The organism is Lysobacter sp. CCNWLW3, assembly GCF_036697405.1.
Lineage (GTDB): Bacteria > Pseudomonadota > Gammaproteobacteria > Xanthomonadales > Xanthomonadaceae > Lysobacter.
Window position 1 is genome coordinate 39870 of record NZ_JBAHWA010000004.1, and the last position, 19628, is coordinate 59497.

The window sequence follows — 19628 nt, forward strand, 5'->3', positions numbered from 1 at the left end:
TGCAAGCTTCCAGACTGCGCGCCTCCCCAGTGGATGCCCGACATGGAATCCCCCGCCCTTCCCCGCTCCGAACCCGCCCCGCCCGGCGCGTCCAAACAGCGCATGCCATTGGCGCTCTACGCCCTCACCGCCGGCGCCTTCGGCATCGGCACCACCGAATTCGTGATCATGGGCCTGCTGATGCAGGTCGCCGCCGACCTCAAGGTGACCATCGCCGCGGCCGGCCTGCTGATCTCCGGCTACGCCCTGGGCGTGTTCGTCGGCGCGCCGCTGCTGACCACCGCGACCCGGCGCCTGCCGCGCAAGACCGTACTGGTCGCGCTGATGCTGATCTTCACCCTGGGCAACATCGCCTGTGCGATCGCGCCCAACTACACCACTTTGATGATCGCGCGCGTGATCACCTCGCTGGCCCACGGCACCTTCTTCGGCGTCGGCGCGGTGGTCGCGACCGGTCTGGTCTCGGAAGACCGCAAGGCTTCGGCGATCTCGATCATGTTCGTCGGCCTGACCGTCGCCACCCTGCTGGGCGTGCCCGCCGGCGCCTGGCTGGGCCTGCACCTGGGCTGGCGCGCGACCTTCTGGGCGGTGGCGGCGATCGGCGTGATCGCGACCGTGGTGATCGCCACGCTGGTGCCCAAGGACCGCGGCGCGCAGGACAACGCCGCGCTGCGCGCCGAGATCAAGGCCGTGACCCACCCGCAGGTGCTGCTGGGGCTGGCCATGACCGTGCTCGGCTTCGCCGGCGTGTTCACCGTGTTCACCTACATCCAGCCGATCCTGACCCAGGTCACCGGTTTCGCCGAAAGCGCGGTGTCGCCGATCCTGCTGGTGTTCGGCGTCGGCCTGATCGTCGGCAACCTGCTCGGCGGCCGCCTCGCCGACCGCCGCCTGGCGCCGGCCCTGGTCGGCACCCTGGTCGCGCTGGCGCTGGTGCTGGGCCTGATGACCTTCGCCCTGCACAGCAAGGTCGCCGCGGTGATCTTCGTCGCCCTGCTCGGCATCGCCGCCTTCGCCACGGTCTCGCCGATCCAGCTGTGGGTGCTACAGAAGACCGACAGCGCCGGCCGCAACCTCGCCTCCAGCCTCAACATCGGCGCCTTCAATCTCGGCAACGCGCTCGGCGCCTGGCTGGGCGGCGCGGTCATCGATGTCGGCCTGGGCCTGGGCGCGGTGACCTGGGTCGCGGCCCTGGTCACGGTGTCGGGCATCGTGCTGGCGGTGTGGGCGGCGCGCCTAAATGCGCCGCGCGAGCCGGCGCTGAACCAGGCCGCGCCCTGCCCGGCCGGCTGAGCCCCTTTTCGAATTCCGACGCACGGCCCGGGGCCGCGCGCTTCCCTCATTCAAGGAGCACCACCATGGACACCCGTTTTCTCGGCCACTCCGGTTTCAAAGTGTCGGTACTGGGCTTCGGCGCCGGCACCTTCGGCGGCAAGGGCCCGCTGTTCAGCGCCTGGGGCAATACCGACGTGGCCGAAGCCCGGCGCCTGATCGAGATCTGCCTGGAGGCCGGCGTGAACCTGTTCGACACCGCCGACGTGTATTCCGACGGTGCCTCCGAATCGATTCTCGGCGCCGCCATCCAGGGCCGCCGCGATGAAGTCATCCTGTCGACCAAGATCAGCTTGCGCGCCGGCGAAGGCGCCAACGACGTCGGCGCCTCGCGCCACCATTTGATCCGCGCCGTCGACCGCGCCCTGCAGCGCCTGGGCACCGACTACATCGACCTGCTGCAGCTGCACCACTTCGATGCGCAGACCCCGGTCGAGCAGGTCATGTCCACCCTCGACGATCTGGTCCGCGCCGGCAAGCTGCGCTACCTGGGCGTGTCCAACTACTCGGGCTGGCAGCTGATGAAGTCGCAGGCGGTCGCCGACCGCTACGGCTACTCGCGTTTCGTCGCCAACCAGACCTATTACTCGCTGGTCGGCCGCGACTACGAATGGGAGCTGATGCCGCTGGCCCAGGACCAGGGCGTTGGCGCGGTGGTCTGGAGCCCGCTGGGCTGGGGCCGCCTGACCGGCAAGATCCGCCGCGGCCAGCCGCTGCCCGAGGGCAGCCGCCTGCACGACACCGCCGGCTTCGCCCCGCCGGTGGACGAGGAGCGCCTGTACCGCATCGTCGACGCGCTGGACGAAGTCGCCGCCGACACCGGCAAGACGATCCCGCAGATCGCCCTGAACTGGCTGCTGCAGCGCCCGACCGTGTCCAGCGTGCTGATCGGCGCGCGCAACGAAGCGCAATTGCGCCAGAACCTGGGCGCGGTCGGCTGGAACCTCAGCGCCGAGCAGGTCGCCAAACTCGACCAGGCCAGCCGCGTCACGCCGCCTTATCCGTATTACCCGTATTGGAACGGCATGTTCTCCGAACGCACGCCGGCGCCGGTCTGAACCGACCGACCCTCCCCCTCTCACGCATCGCGAGCACCGACATGAGCGCCTCCCTTTCCGGTTCCACCGCCGTCGTCACCGGTTCCACCGCCGGCATCGGCTACGCCATCGCCGAAGAACTCGCGCGCGCCGGCGCCGCGGTCGTCGTCAACGGCCGCAGCCAGGCCCGCGTCGACGCCGCGCTGGCCTCGCTGCGCGCCGCCCTGCCCGAGGCGCAGTTGCGCGGCGTCGCCGCCGACCTGGCCAGCGCGCAAGGCGCGGCCGCGTTCATCGCCGCGGTGCCGCAGACCGACATCCTGATCAACAACCTCGGCATCTTCATCCCCACCGACTTCGCCGCCATCGGCGACGAGGAATGGCAGCAGCTGTGGGACGCCAACGTGATGAGCGGCGTGCGCCTGTCGCGGCACTACTTCGGCGGCATGCTCGAACGCAACCGCGGCCGGGTGGTGTTCCTGTCCAGCGAATCGGGCCTGCAGATCCCGGCCGAGATGATCCATTACGGCGTGACCAAGGCCGCGCAGATCGCGCTGGCGCGCGGCATGGCCCAGCTGACCACCGGCACCGAGGTGACGGTGAATTCGGTGCTGGCCGGCCCGACCCGCTCGGAGGGCGTCGGCGTGTTCGTCGAACAGCTGGCGCAGCAGCAAGGCGTCAGCGCGGCCGAATTCGAGAAGCGGTTCTTCGATACCGCACGCCCGACCTCGCTGCTGCGCCGCTTCGCCGAACCGGCCGAGATCGCGCGCGTGGTCGCCTTCGTCGCCAGCCCGGCGGCCTCGGTGGTCAACGGCTCGGCGATCCGCGCCGAGGGCGGCCTGGTGCTGTCCGCGTTCTGATTCCTCCCCATCGCATGCAATCACCCGATCCGCTCCGGAGCCCAACATGAAAGCCGTCGCCCTCACCCGCTACCTGCCCATCGACGATCCCGAGTCCCTGCTCGACGTCGACCTGCCCGACCCCGCCGCGCCGCAGGGGCACGATCTGCTGGTGCAGGTCGAGGCGATCTCGGTCAATCCGGTCGACACCAAGGTGCGCGCGCCCAAGCCGAACGTCGAAGCGCAGCCGCGCGTGCTGGGCTACGACGCGGCCGGCACCGTGACCGCGATCGGCGAGGCGGTCACCCGCTTCAAGGTCGGCGACCGCGTCTACTACGCCGGCGACATCACCCGCCCGGGCAGCAACGCCCAGTTCCAGCTGGTCGACGAACGCATCACCGGCCATGCGCCGCGGTCTTTGGACGCGGCCCAGGCCGCGGCGCTGCCGCTGACCGTCATCACCGCCTGGGAGTTGCTGTTCCAGCGCATGCCCTACGATGCCGAGCAGGGCGGCATCGGCAAGACCGCGCTGGTGATCGCCGGCGCCGGCGGCGTCGGCTCGGTCGCGATCCAGCTCGCGCGTCGCGCCGGCTTCAACGTGATCGCCACCGCCTCGCGCGCGCAGAGCGTGGAGTGGTGCCGCGCGATGGGCGCGCACGAAGTGATCGATCATCGTCAGCCGCTGCTGCCGCAGCTGCAGGCGCTGGGCCACGCCCAGGTCGAGGCGGTGCTGAACCTGGCCGACACCGACCGCTACTGGGACGCGATCGGCGAACTGCTGGCGCCGCAGGGCCACGTCGGCCTGATCGTCGAACCCAGCGGCGCACTGCGCATCGGCGACCCCTACAAAGCCAAATGCATCGGCATCCATTGGGAAATGATGTTCTCGCGGCCGCGCTTCCAGACCGCCGACATGGTCGAGCAGGCGCGCATCCTCGACCGCGTCGCCAAGCTGATCGACGCCGGCGAATTGCGCGGCACCCACAACGAAACCCTGGGCAGGATCGACGCGGCCAACCTGCGCGAGGCGCATCGCCGCCTCGAATCGGGCGCCACCGTCGGCAAGCTGACCCTGGCCGGCTGGTAAGGCCCGCGCATGGGCGCCGCGTCCTGGTGGTTGTTCTGCTCGCTGGCGCTGCTGACCGCGTTCAGTCCCGGGCCGGCCGTGCTGCTGGCGGTGTCCAACGCCGCCAGTCATGGCGCGCGCCGCGCCCTGCTCGGCTCGGTCGGCAACGCCCTGGGCGTGTTCCTGGTCTCGGCGACCGCGATGCTGGGCCTGGGCGCGCTGCTCAAGACCTCGGCCTGGCTGTTCGCCGCGCTCAAGCTGGCCGGCGCGGCCTATCTGATCTGGCTCGGCATCCGCCAATGGCGCGCACGCGACGATCTGTTCGCGCGCGCGCCTGAGCCGGCACGCGCGAGCGCGCCGCGGCGCTTGTTCCTGCAGGGCCTGCTGGTGGCCGCCACCAATCCCAAGAGCATCCTGTTCTTCACCGCCCTGCTGCCGCAGTTCATGCGCGCCGACGCGCCCTTGCTGCCGCAGTTCTTCGCCCTGACCCTGACCTTCGCCGCCTGCACCGTGCTCTCGCACCTGTGCTACGTGGTCCTGGCCAGCGCCCTGCGCGGCTGGTTCGCGCAGCCGCGGCGCGCGCGCTGGTTCAACCGCGCACTAGCAACCGGCTACGCGGCGATGGGCATGAGCCTGCTGCGCCTGCGGCCCGCGGCGGCGGCTTAGACACGGACGAAAAAGGGGCCGGCAATGCCGGCCCCTGCGCTTTTCCGCTATTTGCTGCTTACTCAGACTTCGCGCGCGGCCTCGTAGCCGTTGAAGACCACCGAGGCCGAAGCCCGTCCCTGGGTCAGCGAACGCAGCGCGGTCGTGTAACCCGACAGCTGCGCCAGCGGCGCGCGCGCGCTGACGTCGGCGCGCGTGCCTTTGTCGTCGATCGCCAGCACCCGGCCGGACCGCCGCTGCAAATCGCCGACCACGTCGCCGACGTTGCCGGCGGGCGTGTCCACGACCAGCGCCATCACCGGCTCCAGCAGGGTGGTGCCGCTGAGCGCCAGCGCCGCCTTCAGGGCCTCGCCCGCCGCGCGTTGGAACGCGAGCTCGGACGAGTCCACCGCATGCGTCTCGCCGTCGATCAGGCTCACCGTGAGCCCGACCACCGGATAGCCGCGCGGGCCTTCCATCAGCGCCGCGCGCAGGCCCTTCTCCGTCGCGGCGACGAAGTTGCGCGGGACCACGCCGCCGGTCGTGCGGTCGACGAACTCGAAGCGCCCGTCCTCGCGCGGCTCGACGTCGATCAGCACGCGCGCGAACTGGCCGCTGCCGCCGTTCTGCTTGGACAGCTTGCCCTCCACGCGCGCCACCGCGCGGCTCGGGGTTTCCTGGTAGGCCACGCGCGGCGAACCGGTGCGGACCTCGACGTTCCACTCCTGGCGCAGGCGCTCGACCATCACGTCCAGGTGCAGCTCGCCCATGCCCCACACCAGGGTCTCGCCGGTGTCCTCGTCGGTGCCGACGCGGAACGACGGATCCTCCTGGGCCAGGCTCGCCAGGCCCTGGCCGAGACGGATCAGGTCGCCGGACTTGGCCGCGCTCAAACGCCAGGACAGCACCGCCGGCTGCGCCTGGATCGCGTCCAGTACCAGCGGGCGCCCGCTGTCGCTGAGCGTCTCGCCGCTGACCGCATCCTTCCAGCCCTGCACCGCGACGATCTCGCCGGCGTAGGCCACCTCGACGTCGCGGCCGCGATTGGCCTGGACCACGACCAGGCGCCCGACCCGCTGCGGCTTGCCGCGGCGCGAAGCCCACACCGTGTCGCCGACCCGCAGCGTGCCCGAGTACAGGCGCACGAACGAGAGCGCACCGTGTTCCTGGTGCGTGATCTTGAACACCAGCGCGGCGAGCGGACCCGCGGCGTCGGGCGCCAGCGCGACATCGCCGCGCTCGCTTTCGGCGCGCACCCAGGGCCGGTCCAGCGGCGACGGCAGGTAGTCGACGATCGCGTCCAGCAGCGTTTCCACGCCCTTGTTCTTGAACGCGGAACCGCCCAGCACCGGCGTGCCGGCGCCGCTGAGCGTGCCACGGCGCAGGGCCGCCTTGAGCGCCGCAGTATCGATCTCGCGCGCTTCCAGATAGGCCTGGGCGAGTTCGTCGTCGTGATCGGCGACGGCCTCGACCAGGCGCTGGCGCAGCGGCTCGTACTGGCGGCTTTCGTCGGCGCTCCAGGGCCGGCGCGCGATCGCGTCGTCCTGGTCCCACAGCACGATCTCGCGCGCGACGTAGTCGACCCAGCCGTGCAGCTCGCTTTCCGCGCCCAGCGCATGGCCCAGCGGCCACGGCACCGCGTCCAGTTTGTCGCGCATCTGCGCGAGCACCAGTTCCAGCGAGGCGCCGACCCGGTCCATCTTGTTGGCGAACGCAATCAGCGGCACGCCGTGCCGGCGCGCCTGGCGCCACACGGTTTCCGATTGCGGCTGCACGCCGTCGACCGCGCTGAACACGGCGACCGCGCCGTCGAGCACGCGCAGCGAGCGCTCGACCTCGATCGCGAAGTCGATGTGGCCCGGGGTGTCGATCACGGTCAGCCGGTGCTCGGCCTGTCCTTGCGGCGTCCAGCGCGTCTGCACGGCCGCGGCGCCGATGGTGATGCCGCGGTCCTGTTCGATCGGACTGAAGTCGGTGGTGGCGGCGCCGTCGTGGACTTCGCCGGTGCGATGGATCGCGCCGGTTTTCCACAACAGGCGTTCGGTGAGGGTGGTTTTACCCGCGTCGACGTGGGCGATGATGCCGAGGTTGCGCCAGCGGGAAACAGTGGTGGTGTTCATAAGGATTCGCTTTCTTGGTTGCCAACTCGGGAGGCCGCGCGCCCCTGTTGGCGACAAGGCGCGCGGCTAGGCTTGGGTGTCTTCCGTGGTATTCACGACACGTGCTCCTTCGGTTTCCGGAATTGCGGTGGAGGGGCTGCGGCGGCATGCGCCGGAGGCCGGATGAAAAACCTGGATAAAAAACGCGGGCAATAAAAAAGCACCCTTGCGGGTGCTCTGTATCGGTGTGGCCGCGGCCGCTCGATCAGCTCGACGCGGCACCGCGAATCACAGGAGGCAGGCGCACCCGGCCCACGCTCTCGCGTTGGGCGTGCTGCAATATCAGGAGCGGGCACTGCATCATGGGCGGCTGGGCCGGGTTCGGTGTGGACATAGAGTAGGGGCGGCCGGAGCGGAGTCAATGGCCGTGCCGGCGTGCCGCCTGGGATGCTGCGTTGCGGGCCGGATACGACGCCGCCGGCTCGCGACCGCAGGGCCGAAAACCGCGATGGTTGAATCGCGGCCGGTTTCCCGGCATGGTGCGCGCTCCATACGCCAGCGTATTCGAGCATGACGGCCGCCAGCTCCCTGCCCGCAAGCCCCGCCGCTCCGCACCCGGCCGCCCCGCATCCGGTCTACCCGAAGCTGTTCGAGCCGCTGGACCTGGGCTTCTGCACCCTGCCCAATCGCGTGCTGATGGGCTCGATGCACACCGGGCTGGAGGACAAGGCCGCCGACTTCCCCAAGCTGGCGGCCTATTTCGGCGAGCGCGCGGCCGGCGGCGTCGGCCTGATCGTGACCGGCGGCTTCGCCCCCAACATCGTCGGCTGGCTCAAGCCTTTCGGCGGCAAGCTGAGCTGGCGCTGGGAAGTCGGCAAGCACCGCCAGGTGACCCAGGCCGTGCACGGCCACGGCGGCCGCATCTGCCTGCAGCTACTGCACGCCGGCCGCTACGGCTATCACCCGTTGCAGGTCGCACCGTCCAAGCTCAAGGCGCCGATCAATCCGTTCACCCCGCGTGCCCTGTCCGGCTACGGCGTGCGCGCGCAGATCCGCGCCTTCGTCAACAGCGCCAAACTGGCGCGCGAGGCCGGCTACGACGGCGTCGAGGTGATGGGCTCGGAAGGCTACCTGCTCAACCAGTTCACCGTGCCGCGCACCAACAAGCGCGAGGACGAATGGGGCGGCGACGCCGCGCGCCGGATCGCGTTCGTGACCCGGATCGTGCGCGGCATCCGCGAGGCCTGCGGGCCGGACTTCATCATCATCTACCGGCTGTCGATGATCGACCTGGTCGACGGCGGTTCGACCTGGGAGGACGTGATCGCCCAGGCCCAGGCGATCGAAGCCGCGGGCGCGACCCTGATCAACACCGGCATCGGTTGGCACGAGGCGCGCATCCCCACCATCGCCACCTCGGTGCCGCGCGCGGCCTTCACCGGCATCACCGCGCGCCTGAAGCCGCACGTGGGCCTGCCGCTGATCACCACCAACCGCATCAACATGCCCGACGTGGCCGAACGCATCCTGCGCGAGGGCGAGGCCGACATGGTGTCGATGGCGCGGCCGCTGTTGGCCGACCCGGCCTGGGTCGCCAAGGCGCGCGACCGCCGCAGCGACGAGATCAACACCTGCATCGCCTGCAACCAGGCCTGCCTGGACCACGTGTTCGAGAACAAGCACGCCAGCTGCCTGGTCAACCCGCGCGCCTGCGCCGAGACCGAGCTCAACTACACCGCGACCGCCACGCCCAAGCGCGTGGCCGTGGTCGGCGCAGGCCCGGCCGGCCTGGCCTGCGCGACGGTCGCGGCCGAACGCGGCCACCGCGTGACCCTGTTCGACGCCGCCCACGAGATCGGCGGCCAGTTCAACCTGGCCAAGCGCATCCCAGGCAAGGAAGAGTTCCACGAGACCCTGCGCTACTTCGCCCGCAAGATCGAAACCAGCGGCGTCGAGCTGCGCCTGAACACCCGCGCCGACGCCGCCGCGCTGGCCGGTTACGACGAGGTCGTGCTGGCCACCGGCATCGCCCCGCGCGCGGTCGATTTCCCCGGCGCCGACCATCCCAGGGTGCTCAGTTACCTGGACGTGCTGCGCGGCGGCGTGGTGCCCGGCGCCAAGGTCGCGATCGTCGGCGCCGGCGGCATCGGTTTCGACGTCGCCGAGTACCTGGTGCATCCGGCCGGCCACGACAGCTCCAGCCTGGACCCGGCGCGCTGGCGCGCCGAATGGGGCGTGGACCTGGGCTACGGCGACAACCGCGGCGGCCTGGCCGAAGCGCGGCCGGAACCGCCCGCGCGCCAGGTCTGGCTGCTCCAGCGCAGCCCCGGCAAACCCGGCGCGCGCCTGGGCAAGACCACCGGCTGGATCCACCGCGCCACCCTCAAGGCCAAGCAGGTGCGCATGCTGGGCGGGGTCGAGTACCTGGGCTTCGACGACGAAGGCCTGCGCATCCGCGTCGACGGCAGCGAGCAGCTGCTGGCGGTCGATCATGTGGTGATCTGCGCCGGCCAGGAGCCGTTCAAACCGCTGGCCGCGCAACTGGCCGGCAGCGGCCGCGCGGTGCAGGTGATCGGCGGCGCCGACGTCGCCGCCGAACTGGATGCAAAACGCGCCATCGCCCAGGGCAGCCGGGTCGCGGCGGCGCTGTAAAGCGTTTTCAGCGGACCTGAACAGTGGTGCGCGTCACGCTCGCGCAGGCGTCTCGCGCCCCGGAGATACCCTTCCCTGGCAAGGCCTTAGCGCCTATTCAGAGTAAAAACTTGAGTTTTTTCGCGCACTTAGGTTTTTAGATTCAGCGGGCGTTTAGTTAGTCGCGGCTACCTTGCGCCAACTTTCACGCCGCCGCTTCAGGTGGCAACCCTCGCCGCCCGCGTCGTCCACGCGGTCCACGGCACGGGGCAAAAGCGCGCCGCAGAGCCGCTGCCCTCCCCAGTACGCCATGCCGGTCCACGCCGTGTCGTCCGTCCCCGCTAGGAGGGAACGGAAGCCCCAGTGCGGTCCGGCGCAACGGAGCAAGGAGTCAATATGAAACTCGCCTGGATCCTGTGGCTGGCCTCTGTGCTTCCGCCGCAACCCGCCGATTCGCTGTGTCTGAGCACCACCGTGTACCTGGAAGCCCGCGACCAGTCCATCCGCGGCCAGAAGGCCGTGGCCGAGGTGGCGCTGCGCCGCCGCGACAGCGGCCTGTGGGGCGATTCGGTCTGCGAGGTGGTCACCGCCCGCAAGCAGTTCGCGCCGACCCTGGTGTCGCCGGGCACCCGCCTGAGCAATACCGAGGCCTGGGCCGAGTCGGTGCAGATCGCCCTGGAAGCCGAGCGCAACTGGGCCCTGCCGGCCGGTCAGCGCAAGGAGATCGTGCCGGGCGCCAGCCATTTCGCCGCCCACGCGATCGCCAGCCCGAGCTGGCGCAACGCCTACCAGGTCGCGACCATCGGCGATCACACCTTCTATCAGGTGCAGAAGCTGAAGCCGCGCAAATCGTAAGCGCGGCATCGCGACAACGCGCAGCGTCGTAACGCTGCGTTGCGGACTCCGGATTGAGCATAGAGCGCAGGTCGGCGATAGTCGCCGGCTTGTTTCGTATCCGGAGTCCTGCCATGAAGCTCTACACCAAGCCCGGCGCGTGTTCGACCGCCGACCACATCGCATTGCAGTGGACCGGGCAGCCGTTCGAAGTGCAGGTGATGACGCGCGACGCGATGAAGGCGCCCGCGTTCCTGGCGATCAATCCCGCCGGCGCCGTGCCCGCGATCGAGGACGGCGATTTCGTGCTCACGCAGAACGCCGCGATCATGGGCTACATCGCCGACAGCTACCCGGCCGCACAGCTCGCCGGCGACGGCAGCATCCAGCAGCGCGCGACCGCGGCACGCTGGCTCGCGTTCGTGAACTCCGACTTGCATCCGGCTTTCCTGCCGCTGTTCGCGCCGACGCGTTTCTCGGAAGACGCCAGCGACCAGCCCGCACTCAAGGACGCCGCACACAAGCGCCTGCGCGCATTGTTCGAAACCGCCGACCGCCAGCTCGAAGGCCGGCAATGGCTGGCGGGTTTCCGCAGCTACGCCGATCCCTATCTGTACATCACGCTGCGCTGGGCCGACGGCCAGAAGATCGACCTCGGCGGCCTGGCCAACATGGCCGCGTTCAAGCAGCGCATGGAAGCCGACGCCGGCGTGCGCGCGGCCCTGCAAGCCGAAGGCCTGGCCTAAGCCGCCACAGCGACGCGCACGTCGCAGGCTGCGCGCGTCGCCATGGCCTTGCGTCGCGACGCAAGGCATAGGGCGCGATCGAGCGCGACGCCGCGCACGCGCGTCACACCGCGACGATGCGGTTCGCCTACGGCTCACCACATCCTACGACCGACGTAGCGTTTGCGTTTGCGTTTGCGGTTGCCATTGCCATCGCCGTTGCCGTTGCCGCTGCCGTTGCATTGGAATCCATAGCACCGCACCCACGCGAGCAAACGTAGACCCGAAGGGCGGCGCGCAGGACGCGCGCCGTTTTTCGAATGGACAAGGATGTCCATTCGAAAAATCCCGGCGCCAGCACCGAACCCGCAGGGGAGGTTTGGTCCCGCTAGCCCTTCTCTTTGGTTACTTTCTCTTGGGCTAGCAAGAGAAAGTGACCCGCACGCGCAGCGGGCGGAAGCCGTTGACCTTCGTGCCAGACGCTCAAAGAAAGAGCAGCAGCGAATTTCCCAGCACGCCCGGCCAGCGCCGTAGCCGGAGTTCGCGATCGCGGCTTACGCCGCTCCCACAGAAAGCGAGCCCGTTTGGAACCAGCGACGTGGCTGGAATTCGCGGTCGCGGCTCGCGCCGCTCCTACAGGGAGCCCCGGGCAAGAGAGAGTGACTCGCACGCGCAGCGGGCGGAAGCCGCCGATGTAGCCTCCGAGAATCGAGCAAGCGCCGCGCTACAACTGCGCCGCCGTGCGCAGGCGCCGATCCAGTTCGTCGGCCAAGGCCGCATCGCGCGCCTTGGCCACCGCCGCCCGCAGATCCGGCAGCAACTGCGCCAACTCCGCCAGATCCGCCGAACGTTCGATCTTGAGCTGCAGGAAATAACCGCGCAGCCCCAATTGTTCGCGCACCGCCTCCGACATCAGCGTATACAGCACGCCGTAGCGGCTGGAGCTGTCGCCCGCCGCGTGCGCGGGCGCCGCCGAGGGAGCGGCCTGTGCGCCGTTGGCGGCCGCCGCCAGCGAGGCGCGCACCGCCGCGGACGCCTGCCCGCCGACCCCGATCAGGCCCATCGCGACCAACTGCTCCAGCGCATCCGGCGGACCGTGCAGGCCCGCGGCGACCGTGCGCAGTTGCGCCACGTCGCGTTGTCCGTCGACCAGCAGCAGCAGCGAGCGCAGCACGGTCGGCAGCTTGCGCGTGCGGTGCTCGATCTCCTCGCGCCCCGCCTCGGTCTTGCTCAGGATGTCCTGGTCGCGCATGGCCCCCTCCGGCACGCATCGGCATGGCCCGCCCGCGGCCTGCCCCGCCCCGACGCTACACCTATCGGTGCGCCCACGATGCGATGCGGTTCGCGCTTTGCGAGCGATCGGCCCGACTATGCCACGCGGCCTCCGCCCCGCCGGCCCTCTTAGACCAAAGGACGAGGCGCAAAAAAAACAGGCCGCGCGGGTGCGCGGCCTGTCCGGTGCGGCGGGCGCGACGACCGGCGCGGTTCAGCGCTGCTCGATCGGCACGTAGGCGCGGTCTTCCGGGCCGGTGTAGTTGGCGCTGGGGCGGATGATCTTGCCGTCCTCGCGCTGTTCGATCACGTGCGCGGCCCAGCCGGTGGTGCGCGCGATCACGAACAGCGGGGTGAACATCGGGGTCGGGATGCCCATCATGTGATAGGCCGAGGCCGAGTACCAATCCAGGTTCGGGAACATCTTCTTCAGGTCCCACATCAGCGTTTCGATGCGCTCGCTGACGTCGAACAGGACCTGATTGCCGCCGTCCTTGCACAGCGCGCGCGACAGCTCCTTGATGATGGGATTGCGCGGGTCGCCGATGGTGTAGACCGGATGGCCGAAGCCGATCACGATTTCCTTGCGCTCGACGCGGGCGCGGATGTCGGCCTCGGCCTCGTCGGCGCTGTTGTAGCGCGAGATGATGTCCATCGCGACTTCGTTGGCGCCGCCGTGCTTGGGACCGCGCAGCGCGCCGATCGCGCCGGTGATGCACGAATGCAGGTCCGAACCGGTGCCGGCGATCACGCGCGCGGTGAAGGTCGAGGCGTTGAACTCGTGCTCGGCGTACAGGATCAGCGACTTGTCCAGCGAGTCGGCGTGCAGCGCGCTGGGCTCCTCGCCGTGCAGCAGGTGCAGGAAGTGCGCGGCCACGCTGTCGTCGTCGGTCTCGCAATCGATGCGGCGGCCGTTGCGGGTGAAGTGCCACCAGTACAGCAGCATCGAGCCGAAGCTGGCGATCAGGCGGTCGGCGATGTCGCGCGCCTCGCTGGCCGGATGGCCTTCGCGCTCGGGCAGCACCGTGCCCAGCACCGAGCAGCCGGTGCGCATCACGTCCATGGGATGGGCGTTGGCGGGTACCAGTTCCAGCGCCTCGGTCACGATCGCCGGCAGGCCGCGCAGGCGCTTGAGCTTGAGCTTGTAGGCCTTGAGCTGGGAAGCGGTCGGCAGCGCGCCGTGGACCAGCAGGTGGGCGACTTCCTCGAAGGTCGACTTGGTGGCCAGGTCGTGGATGTCGTAGCCGCGGTAGTGCAGGTCGTTGCCGCTGCGGCCGACCGTGCACAGGGCGGTGTTGCCGGCGGCGGTGCCGCTGAGGGCGACCGACTTCTTGGCCTTGGGCAGTACTTGGGTGGCGTTGTCGCTCATCGGAATCCCTTGTTATTTGTCTTGCGCGAAGAGCTGGTCGAGCTTGTCTTCGTAGGCGTGATAGTTGAGGAAGTCGTACAGCTGCGCGCGGGTCTGCAGGGTGTCGACGATGTTCTTCTGGGTGCCTTCGCGGCGCACGGTCTCGTAGAAGTGCAACGCGGCCTTGTTCATGGCGCGATAGGCGCCGCAGCAGTACAGGGCGATGTCGACGCCGGCCTCGCGCAGCTCGTCGGTGGTGAAGAACGGAGTCGAGCCGAACTCGGTCAGGTTGGCCAGGATCGGCACCTTTACCGCGGCCTTGAAGCGGCGGTAGTCGTCCAGGCTGTTCATGGCCTCGGGGAAGATCATGTCGGCGCCGGCCTCGACGTAGGCCACCGCGCGCTCGATCGCCGAGTCGATGCCCTCGACCGCGGCCGCGTCGGTGCGCGCCATGATCACGAACTGCTGGTCGGTGCGCGCGTCGACCGCGGACTTCACCCGGTCGACCATTTCCTGCTTGCTCACCACTTCCTTGCCCGGACGGTGGCCGCAGCGCTTCTGGCCGACCTGGTCTTCCATGTGCACGGCGGCGACGCCGACGTTGATGAAGGAGCGGATGGTGCGGCCGATGTTGAAGGCGCCGCCCCAGCCGGTGTCGATGTCGACCAGCAGCGGCAGGCCGGTGGCGTCGACGATGCGGCGCGCGTCGGTGAGCACGTCTTCCATGGTGCTGATGCCCAGGTCGGGCACGCCCAGCGAGTTGGCGGCGACGCCGCCGCCGGACAGGTACAGGGCCTTGTAACCGGTGCGCTTGGCCATCAGGCCGGCATAGGCGGTGATCGCGCCCATCACCTGCAGGGGCGATTCGGCGGCTAGAGCGGCGCGGAACTGCGCGCCGGCGGAAGGATGGCTCATGCTGACTCCGTTGTGATCGGCCCCGGGATTCAGGGGCGATCCGGCCATTTTACCCCAGCCGTCCGGGCCGGCCCTTCGCGCCCGGCGCCGCCGGCCAGGCCGAATCCGGGCTTCGGCGCGCACGCACGGGCGCCTCAGCCTATGGTCTGGACCACCCGGCCCTCGCTGTCCTTGATCTGGGTCTTGCGCACCAGGAAGGACAGGGTGTCGAAGCTGCGCAGGCGGTAATGGCCCTCGCGCGCCTGCAGGGTCGAGATCAGCTCGCGCAGGGTCGCCTCGGTCAGGCTCAGGCGCAGGTCGGCGCCGTCGGCCTCGGCGGCGTTGCGGCGGCCGTGCTTGAAGCGGACCTGGACCTCGGCGCCGATCAGCGCGAACGGCTTGTCGAAGGGCAGCCGCAGCGGCAGCAGGGCCATCAGCTCGCCGACCTGGCGCGCGCCCAGCACCACCGTGGTCAGCGGCTTGCGCCAACGCCGGGCCTGCTGCTCCCAGGACAGCTGGTCGATGAACACGAAGCCGGTGGTCGAGCCCTCGCTGGCGGTGCCGGCGGAGATCTCGGCCGCGATCTCCGACTCCTGCATCAGCGAGGCGCGTTCCAGATCGGTGACCCACAGCGGCATGTGCGGCTCGAACACCTGCAGCACCTTCAGCGTCGACCAGCGCTTGAGTGCGAGCTCCTCCTCGTTGGTCAGGCCGACCACCTGCAGGAACTCGACGCGGCCGTGCGGGCTGTCGACCGGGGGCAGCTCGGGATCGCGCACGAAGGCGATCGAGCGGATGCGGGTGTCGCTGCCGGCGGCGATCGGGCCGTTGGCGTTGAGGTAATGGCCGTTGCCGAAGGCGTTGCCGCTGTCGAACACGTAGCGCGCCAGGTTCTGCAGGAAGTTCAGCGCCCAACTCGGCGGCTCGGTGGCGTCGCTGTCGTCGCGCAGGCGGAAGGTCAGCTCGAAGCCCCAGCCGCTGAGCTCGGGATCTTCGGATTCCTTGGCGTACAACTCGGACAGGCCGTAAGTGACGAAGTGCCAATGCGGCACCGGTTCCTCGCGCTTGTAGGCGCTGATGCCGTCGAGCGGATCCGGGCCGCCCAGCGCGCGCTTGATCAGGGTGCCGTAGTGGCGCGGCTCCTGCTCGCCGTACAGCGGCGCCAGGGCGCGGTCGATCGCATCCCAACCGGTCTGGTCCACGCCGCCCTCGTCGTTACCGCCCTCGTCCTGTTCCATCGTCGGCCGCGTTCCCTGGCTTGAAGGGGGCATGGTAGCGTGGCGCGCAGCAAGGCGGCGTCAAACGCCCCCGGTGCCCACGCAATCCGCCCGTTCCGCCCAAGACCGGTGTCGCGGCGGGCCTCAGGCGTCCGCACCGCGCGCCAATGCGCGTTGTACCTCGTCCAATGCGGCCGGATCGTCCAGGGTCGACAGGTCGCCGGGGTCGCGGCTTTCCGCCAGGGCCTGGATCGAGCGCCGCAGCAGCTTGCCCGAGCGCGTCTTGGGCAGCGCCGCGACCACGTACACCCGCGCCGGCCGCGCCACCGCCCCCAGCTGGTCGACCACGCATTGGCGCATGCCGGCGGCGACGCGCGCGGGGTCCTGGTCGCCGGCCTGCTTGAGGGTGGCGAACACCACCGGCACCTGGCCCTTGAGCTCGTCGTGCACGCCGACCACCGCCGCCTCGGCCACGGCCGGATGCGAGGCCACGGACTCCTCGATCTCGCGCGTGCCCAGGCGATGGCCGGCGACGTTAATCACGTCGTCGGTGCGGCCGAGGATGAAGGTGTAGCCGTCGTCGTCGCGGATCGCCCAGTCCAGCGAGCTGTACAGCAGCTCCTTGAAGTGGCTGAAGTAACTGGACAGGAAGCGCGCGTCGTCGTTCCAGACCGTGCTCATGCAGCCCGGCGGCAGCGGCGGCACGATCACCAGCACGCCCTTCTCGTTGGCGCCGACGTCCTCGCCGCTGGCCTCGTCGATCACGCGCAGGCGGTAGCCCGGCGTGGGCAGGCCGGGCGAGCCGAACTTGATCGGCCGCATGTCCAGCCCCGGCATCAGCGCCAGCACCGGCCAGCCCGTCTCGGTCTGCCAATAGTTGTCGATGATGGGCTTGCCGATGCCGTCGGTGATCCAGTGCGCGGTCGGCTCGTCCAGCGGCTCGCCGGCCAGGAACAGCCAGTGCAGGCGCGACAGGTCGTGCTTCTTCAGCCAGGCCGCGTCCTGCTTCTTGAGCACGCGGATGCCGGTGGGCGAGGAGAACATGGTGCGCACGCCGTATTGCTCGCAGATGCGCCACCAGATGCCCGGGTCGGGGCTGGTCGGCAGCCCTTCGTACAGCACCGAGGTGGCGCCCGCGATCAGCGGCCCGTAGACGTTGTAGGAATGCCCCACCGCCCAGCCCACGTCCGAGGTCGAGAACATGACCTGGCCGGCGCGCACGTCGTAGATCGACCACATCGACAGGGCCAGGGCGACCGCATAGCCGCCGACGTCGCGCTGCACGCCCTTGGGCTTGCCGGTGGTGCCGGAGGTGTAGAGCAGGTAGCTGGGTTCGTTGGACTCCAGCCACTCGACCTCGACCGTCGCGCCCTCGTGCCGCGCGCGCAGGCCGGCGTAGTCCAGATCGCGGCCGTCGGTCAGCTCCAGCGCGGGGTCCAGCCCGCGATCGACCACCAGCACCCGCGGCGGCGGCGTCCCGGCCTCGGCGCAGGCGGCGTCGACCAGCGGCTTGTAGGGGATCACCTTGCCGCCGCGCATGCCGGCGTCGGCGCAGATCAGCAGCTTGGGCCTGGCATCGTCGATGCGCAGGGCCAGGTTGTGCGCGGCGAAACCGCCGAACACCACCGAATGCACCGCGCCGATGCGCGCGCAGGCCAGCATCGCGAACACCGCCTCGGCCATGTTCGGCATGTAGATCACCACCCGGTCGCCGCGACCGACGTCCAGCGACTTCAGCACCGCGGCGAACACGTTCACCTCGCGGTGCAGCTCGCGGTAGCTGAGCTCGCGGGTCTGCCCGGTCTCGCTGGAGATCGCCACCAGCGCGAGCTGCTCGCCGCGCTCGTCCAGGTGGCGATCGATGGCGTTGTAGCAAAGGTTGGTTTCGCCGCCCGCGAACCAGCGCCGGAACGGCGGTTGCGCATAGTCGAGGATGCGCTCGGGCGGCTTGTGCCAATGGATCGCGCGCGCCTGCTCGGCCCAGAAGGCCTCCGGCTGCTCGATCGAACGGCGGTAGAACTCCTCGTAGCTCATGCGGCGCCTGTACGGTCCGGGTCTGTCGGCAGGCTAGACCAGGGCGCGCAAGGGCGCGTTACGACCTTGGTCTAGGCGGGGGTGCGGGGCGCCGACGCCGCTCAAGGATCCGTTCCTGATGAGGCCGTCGAAGCATGAACGGACCGGCCGCGCGGCCCCACGACGCCGGCGCCTCCAGCCAGCGCCGCCTCCCCACCCTCTAACCCCTTCCGGCTAGCCTTAAGGTGCTATTGGCCGGCCGCCGCGCCGCGTCCAACATCGTCCCCGGCGTCGCGATGGGCCCTCCATCCGGCGCAACCGAGCAGGAGCCGTCCTTTGAGCGCCATCAGCCCCGCCGAGCTAGCCCTCCCCCAGGCCGCGCCGATAGGCGCCGGGCAGCGCTTGAAGTCGATCTTCAGCGGTTCGATCGGCAACCTGGTCGAGTACTACGACTGGTACGTCTACACCGCCTTCTCGCTGTACTTCGCCAAGACCTTCTTCCCGGCGGGCGACAGCCTGTCGCAGGCCCTGAACACCGCGGCGATCTTCGCGGTGGGCTTCCTGATGCGGCCGCTGGGCGGTTGGGTGTTCGGCCGCTACGCCGACCGCCACGGGCGCAAGGCGGCGCTGATGCTGTCGGTGCTGCTGATGTGCGGCGGCTCGCTGATCATCACCTTCACCCCGGGCTACGAGACCATCGGCGTGCTCGCGCCGATCCTGCTGGTGCTGGCGCGCCTGCTGCAGGGCCTGAGCGTGGGCGGCGAGTACGGCAGCTCGGCGACCTACCTGAGCGAGATGGCCACGCGCGCCAACCGCGGCTTCTGGTCCAGCTTCCTGTACGTGACCCTGATCATGGGCCAACTGCTGGCCCTGCTGGTGCTGATCGTGCTGCAGCAGTTCGTGCTCGACGAGGCCCAGCTCAAGGCCTGGGGCTGGCGCATCCCGTTCGCGATCGGCGCCCTGGCCGCGATCATCGCCCTCTACCTGCGCCGCAACATGCAGGAGACCGAATCCTTCACCAAGCTGCAGAACAACGAGGCCGCCAAATCGCGCGAAGGCTCGCTGCGCACCCTGATGCGCCACCCGCGCGCGGTGCTGACCGTGATCGGCCTGACCATGGGCGGCACGCTGGCGTTCTACACCTACACCAACTACATGCTGAAGTACCTCACCCTCAGCGCCGGCTTCGACAAGCAGACCGCCTCGCTGATCAACGCCGGCAGCCTGTTCGTCTACATGCTGATGCAGCCGCTGGTGGGCGCGCTCTCCGACCGCATCGGCCGGCGCCCGCTGCTGATCGCGTTCGGCGTGCTCGGCACGGTGCTGACGGTGCCGGTGATGCACATGATCCAGGACGCGCAGACGCCGATGCAGGCGTTCTGGCTGATCATGATCCTGCTCAGCGCGGTCAGCGGCTACACCGCGATCAACGCGGTGGTGAAGGCCGAGCTGTTCCCGGTCGAGATCCGCGCGCTGGGCGTGGGCCTGCCCTACGCGCTCACCGTAGCCCTGTTCGGCGGCACCGCCGAACCGGTCGCGATCAAGTTCAAGCAAATGGGCATGGAAAGCGGCTTCTTCTGGTACGTCAGCGCCTGCATCTTCTGCTCGCTGCTGGTCTACGCGCTGATGCCCGACACCCGCAAGACCTCGCGCATCGACCGCGACTGAACCCACTCACG

Annotated in this window: 15 protein-coding genes; 9 read left to right on the forward strand and 6 right to left on the reverse strand. The window is 69.6% G+C overall.

The window, feature by feature from the left end; all coding sequences use genetic code 11:
* The first annotated feature begins 102 nt into the window (after window positions 1-102).
* From V1318_RS09035 to V1318_RS09055, 5 genes are all read left to right on the forward strand, one after another.
* The gene (locus tag V1318_RS09035) at window positions 103-1293 is read left to right on the forward strand and encodes an MFS transporter (RefSeq protein ID WP_332939338.1); all 1191 of its coding nucleotides are present in this window, start codon (window positions 103-105) and stop codon (window positions 1291-1293) included.
* Between the two features lie 65 nt (window positions 1294-1358).
* Window positions 1359-2390: an aldo/keto reductase gene (locus V1318_RS09040; RefSeq protein ID WP_332939339.1), complete on the forward strand. Its 1032-nt coding sequence runs from the start codon at window positions 1359-1361 to the stop codon at window positions 2388-2390.
* Window positions 2391-2431: 41 nt separating this feature from the next.
* Window positions 2432-3226 (forward strand): SDR family oxidoreductase, encoded by a 795-nt coding sequence (locus tag V1318_RS09045; RefSeq protein ID WP_332939340.1) that lies wholly within the window; start codon window positions 2432-2434, stop codon window positions 3224-3226.
* A 46-nt stretch (window positions 3227-3272) separates the two neighbouring features.
* Entirely contained in the window at window positions 3273-4292 is a 1020-nt protein-coding gene (locus V1318_RS09050) for a zinc-binding alcohol dehydrogenase family protein (RefSeq protein WP_332939341.1), read from the forward strand.
* Between the two features lie 9 nt (window positions 4293-4301).
* Window positions 4302-4937 carry a LysE family translocator gene (locus tag V1318_RS09055; RefSeq protein ID WP_332939342.1) on the forward strand — a complete coding sequence of 212 codons (636 nt, stop codon included), beginning with the start codon at window positions 4302-4304 and terminating at the stop codon, window positions 4935-4937.
* Between the two features lie 62 nt (window positions 4938-4999).
* Here V1318_RS09055 and fusA read toward each other — a convergent pair whose 3' ends face one another.
* Complete coding sequence (gene fusA, locus V1318_RS09060; protein WP_332939343.1) at window positions 5000-7036, reverse strand: elongation factor G; 2037 nt, start codon at window positions 7034-7036, stop codon at window positions 5000-5002.
* Between the two features lie 549 nt (window positions 7037-7585).
* Here fusA and V1318_RS09065 point away from each other — a divergent pair.
* The 3 genes from V1318_RS09065 to V1318_RS09075 all read left to right on the forward strand — a co-directional run bounded on the left by V1318_RS09065 (window position 7586) and on the right by V1318_RS09075 (window position 11226).
* Complete coding sequence (locus tag V1318_RS09065; protein WP_332939344.1) at window positions 7586-9667, forward strand: NADPH-dependent 2,4-dienoyl-CoA reductase; 2082 nt, start codon at window positions 7586-7588, stop codon at window positions 9665-9667.
* A 375-nt stretch (window positions 9668-10042) separates the two neighbouring features.
* On the forward strand, window positions 10043-10501 hold the full coding sequence (locus V1318_RS09070) for a cell wall hydrolase (RefSeq protein WP_115857136.1): 459 nt from the start codon (window positions 10043-10045) through the stop codon (window positions 10499-10501).
* A 113-nt stretch (window positions 10502-10614) separates the two neighbouring features.
* Window positions 10615-11226, forward strand: coding sequence for a glutathione S-transferase N-terminal domain-containing protein (locus tag V1318_RS09075; RefSeq protein WP_332939345.1), 612 nt, complete (start codon window positions 10615-10617; stop codon window positions 11224-11226).
* 703 nt (window positions 11227-11929) lie between these two features.
* Here the strand turns inward: V1318_RS09075 and V1318_RS09080 are convergent.
* From V1318_RS09080 to prpE, 5 genes are all read right to left on the reverse strand, one after another.
* The gene (locus V1318_RS09080) at window positions 11930-12457 is read right to left on the reverse strand and encodes a hypothetical protein (RefSeq protein ID WP_332939346.1); all 528 of its coding nucleotides are present in this window, start codon (window positions 12455-12457) and stop codon (window positions 11930-11932) included.
* A 234-nt stretch (window positions 12458-12691) separates the two neighbouring features.
* Window positions 12692-13846: a 2-methylcitrate synthase gene (gene prpC, locus V1318_RS09085; RefSeq protein ID WP_332939347.1), complete on the reverse strand. Its 1155-nt coding sequence runs from the start codon at window positions 13844-13846 to the stop codon at window positions 12692-12694.
* A 12-nt stretch (window positions 13847-13858) separates the two neighbouring features.
* The gene (gene prpB, locus V1318_RS09090) at window positions 13859-14740 is read right to left on the reverse strand and encodes a methylisocitrate lyase (protein ID WP_332939348.1); all 882 of its coding nucleotides are present in this window, start codon (window positions 14738-14740) and stop codon (window positions 13859-13861) included.
* Between the two features lie 134 nt (window positions 14741-14874).
* The gene (locus tag V1318_RS09095; protein ID WP_332939349.1) at window positions 14875-15957 is read right to left on the reverse strand and encodes a suppressor of fused domain protein; all 1083 of its coding nucleotides are present in this window, start codon (window positions 15955-15957) and stop codon (window positions 14875-14877) included.
* Between the two features lie 123 nt (window positions 15958-16080).
* Window positions 16081-17970, reverse strand: coding sequence for a propionate--CoA ligase (prpE, locus tag V1318_RS09100; protein ID WP_332939350.1), 1890 nt, complete (start codon window positions 17968-17970; stop codon window positions 16081-16083).
* 315 nt (window positions 17971-18285) lie between these two features.
* On the opposite strand from prpE, the gene V1318_RS09105 reads away from it, so the two are divergent.
* Window positions 18286-19617 (forward strand): MFS transporter, encoded by a 1332-nt coding sequence (locus V1318_RS09105; protein WP_332939351.1) that lies wholly within the window; start codon window positions 18286-18288, stop codon window positions 19615-19617.
* Window positions 19618-19628 lie beyond the last annotated feature (11 nt).

Bases quoted from the DNA above. Each gene is read 5' to 3' on its own strand.
- V1318_RS09035 (WP_332939338.1), top strand. From the start codon at position 103: ATGCCATTGGCGCTCTACGCCCTCACCGCCGGCGCCTTCGGCATCGGC.
- V1318_RS09040 (WP_332939339.1), top strand. From the start codon at position 1,359: ATGGACACCCGTTTTCTCGGCCACTCCGGTTTCAAAGTGTCGGTACTG.
- V1318_RS09045 (WP_332939340.1), top strand. From the start codon at position 2,432: ATGAGCGCCTCCCTTTCCGGTTCCACCGCCGTCGTCACCGGTTCCACC.
- V1318_RS09050 (WP_332939341.1), top strand. From the start codon at position 3,273: ATGAAAGCCGTCGCCCTCACCCGCTACCTGCCCATCGACGATCCCGAG.
- V1318_RS09055 (WP_332939342.1), top strand. From the start codon at position 4,302: ATGGGCGCCGCGTCCTGGTGGTTGTTCTGCTCGCTGGCGCTGCTGACC.
- fusA (WP_332939343.1), bottom strand. From the start codon at position 7,036: ATGAACACCACCACTGTTTCCCGCTGGCGCAACCTCGGCATCATCGCC.
- V1318_RS09065 (WP_332939344.1), top strand. From the start codon at position 7,586: ATGACGGCCGCCAGCTCCCTGCCCGCAAGCCCCGCCGCTCCGCACCCG.
- V1318_RS09070 (WP_115857136.1), top strand. From the start codon at position 10,043: ATGAAACTCGCCTGGATCCTGTGGCTGGCCTCTGTGCTTCCGCCGCAA.
- V1318_RS09075 (WP_332939345.1), top strand. From the start codon at position 10,615: ATGAAGCTCTACACCAAGCCCGGCGCGTGTTCGACCGCCGACCACATC.
- V1318_RS09080 (WP_332939346.1), bottom strand. From the start codon at position 12,457: ATGCGCGACCAGGACATCCTGAGCAAGACCGAGGCGGGGCGCGAGGAG.
- prpC (WP_332939347.1), bottom strand. From the start codon at position 13,846: ATGAGCGACAACGCCACCCAAGTACTGCCCAAGGCCAAGAAGTCGGTC.
- prpB (WP_332939348.1), bottom strand. From the start codon at position 14,740: ATGAGCCATCCTTCCGCCGGCGCGCAGTTCCGCGCCGCTCTAGCCGCC.
- V1318_RS09095 (WP_332939349.1), bottom strand. From the start codon at position 15,957: ATGGAACAGGACGAGGGCGGTAACGACGAGGGCGGCGTGGACCAGACC.
- prpE (WP_332939350.1), bottom strand. From the start codon at position 17,970: ATGAGCTACGAGGAGTTCTACCGCCGTTCGATCGAGCAGCCGGAGGCC.